This is a genomic window from Thiorhodococcus drewsii AZ1 (assembly GCF_000224065.1).
GTDB lineage: Bacteria > Pseudomonadota > Gammaproteobacteria > Chromatiales > Chromatiaceae > Imhoffiella > Imhoffiella drewsii.
Genome location: NZ_AFWT01000100.1, coordinates 1 through 1,907 on the forward strand (window position 1 = coordinate 1; position 1,907 = coordinate 1,907).

The following is a 1,907-nucleotide window of genomic DNA, read 5'->3' on the forward strand; positions in this document are numbered from 1 at the left end:
GATACCATGGTCCGCATGGTGGCCACCCTCGGTGGCTTCCTCAACCGAAAAAGTGATGGCTTCCCGGGACCGCAATCCCTGTGGATCGGGCTGCAACGCGCGGCTGATTTCGTGCTCGCTCTTGAGGCTCAGCGTTCCGCAGGGGCGAGTTATGGGTAAAGCTATGGTCACTGCCCGCGATAATCGCTTGTTTGTCGAGGCGGTTATTTACCGCTATCGCACGGGCATCCCGTGGCGCGATCTGCCGGCACGGTTTGGTGATTTTCGCGTCGTGCACACCCGCTTCTCGCGCTGGGCACGGCATGGTGTCTGGCTGCACGTGTTCGCGATTCTGGGCGCAGATGCAGACAACGAATACGCCATGCTCGACAGCACCATCGTGCGCGCTCATCAACACAGTGCAGGAGCTCCCAAAAAAAGGAGAGCAAGCCATCGGGCGCAGTAAAGGCGGATTGAGCACGAAGATTCATGCTCGAACCGATGCCTTGGGTAACCCGACGGGTTTTTATCTGACGGTAGGACAGGCCTCGGATTTGGCCGGTGCCGATCACTTGCTGGTCGATCTGGAGGTCGAAGCACTGCTCGCGGACAAGGCCTATGATGCGGATGAGCGGGTGCTTGATGTGTTAGAAGCGTGCGGGGCGATAGCGGTGATTCCACCGAAGCGCAACCGCCTGGTCCAACGCGCTTACGACAAGGAATTGTATAAAGCGCGCCATCTGATTGAAAACTTTTTCTCGAAGATCAAGCAGTTCAGAGCGATTGCCACCCGATATGACAAGTTGTCTCGCAACTTTCTCGCCGGTGTGCACTTAGCCTCAGCATGCGTCCTGCTTAATTGATGACAGGCCCTAACCCAGCGCTCAACAATTGCCGCATGACCGCTATGCGCAGGCCATCAGCCCGATCGGGCTTTTCCCAACCCGTCCGCAAACCGCGTCCGACCCTCACCGGAGTTCTCGAACTCGCCGCAACAAGGTCTCGTCGAACCGCAAGGACAACTCGGGCGGGAACCGACGCAAGCATATAGCCGTCCTTCTGTTTATCACACCGATCGAACCAGGATAGACGGAAATTTTCCACCGCGAGAGTGGTTCTCGCGCCAACACCTCACGAGAGGTGGTACGTTACACGGAAACGGTAGAATCAATTGTTAACTGGGAAAGAGCCCATGAACCAAAATCTTGCGGATGAGTTGGTTACGATGATGACCGCAGACCAGCGGTTGTTGCAGCAACTCTTCGATTCCGGAGAACTGCCATTGGACTCTTATCATCCCCGGATGAAAGCTCTGCATGACCAGAATGCTTCTCGCCTAAAAGAGATTATTGGTGTTCACGGTTGGCCTGGCGTTTCGCTAGTTGGGGAAGAGGCTGCCAAAGCCGCATGGCTGGTCGTTCAGCATTCTGTTTCAGATCCTGAGTTCATGGATGAGTGTGTCTCGCTACTAGAAGATGCCGTCGCGAGAGAGGATGTAGCGGGCTGGCAGTTGGCATTTCTCCAAGATCGGGTGCGTACTCTATCCGGCAAGACTCAATACTACGGTACCCAGTTTGATATTGACGAAAACGGTTGGCCAACACCGTTTCCTATTGAGGATTCTGCTACGGTAAATGAACGCCGTGCGCGTCTTGGGCTGAACTCCCTTGAGGAACGCCAGGAACAAATGACGGAGCAGGAGCGGAAGCGCCGTGCCAATGTCGAGCAAGCCAGTTAACAAAATGCGGCACTCGGACGCCCTTGTCTCCGCTTTGCTGCGTCAAGGTCGCCGGTGCGCTCTGCGTTATACCCGTTTCATACGAATTTTCGGCTCAGGCTCCCTCGTTAACCGTCTGCCCGCCATGGTAATCTCCAGGCATGAACGACTACCGACTGAGCGATGAAGAGCTGGCTGAGCTGCGTGCGGC

Annotated in this window: 3 protein-coding genes; all 3 read left to right on the forward strand. The window is 55.8% G+C overall.

Going from position 1 to position 1,907, the window contains the following annotated elements; all coding sequences use genetic code 11:
• Positions 1–159: IS4 family transposase (locus tag THIDRDRAFT_RS23080; protein ID WP_007043364.1), on the forward strand; the 159-nt coding region annotated here is incomplete at its 5' end.
• A protein-coding gene (locus THIDRDRAFT_RS26995) for an IS5 family transposase (RefSeq protein WP_425358454.1) occupies positions 122–842 on the forward strand; the annotation gives its coding sequence in 2 pieces (ribosomal slippage) (positions 122–420 and positions 419–842; 723 coding nt in all). The genes THIDRDRAFT_RS23080 and THIDRDRAFT_RS26995, both read left to right, overlap by 38 nt.
• Positions 843–1,171: 329 nt before the next feature.
• Positions 1,172–1,717 carry a DUF6624 domain-containing protein gene (locus tag THIDRDRAFT_RS23095; protein ID WP_007043367.1) on the forward strand — a complete coding sequence of 182 codons (546 nt, stop codon included), beginning with the start codon at positions 1,172–1,174 and terminating at the stop codon, positions 1,715–1,717.
• Positions 1,718–1,907 lie beyond the last annotated feature (190 nt).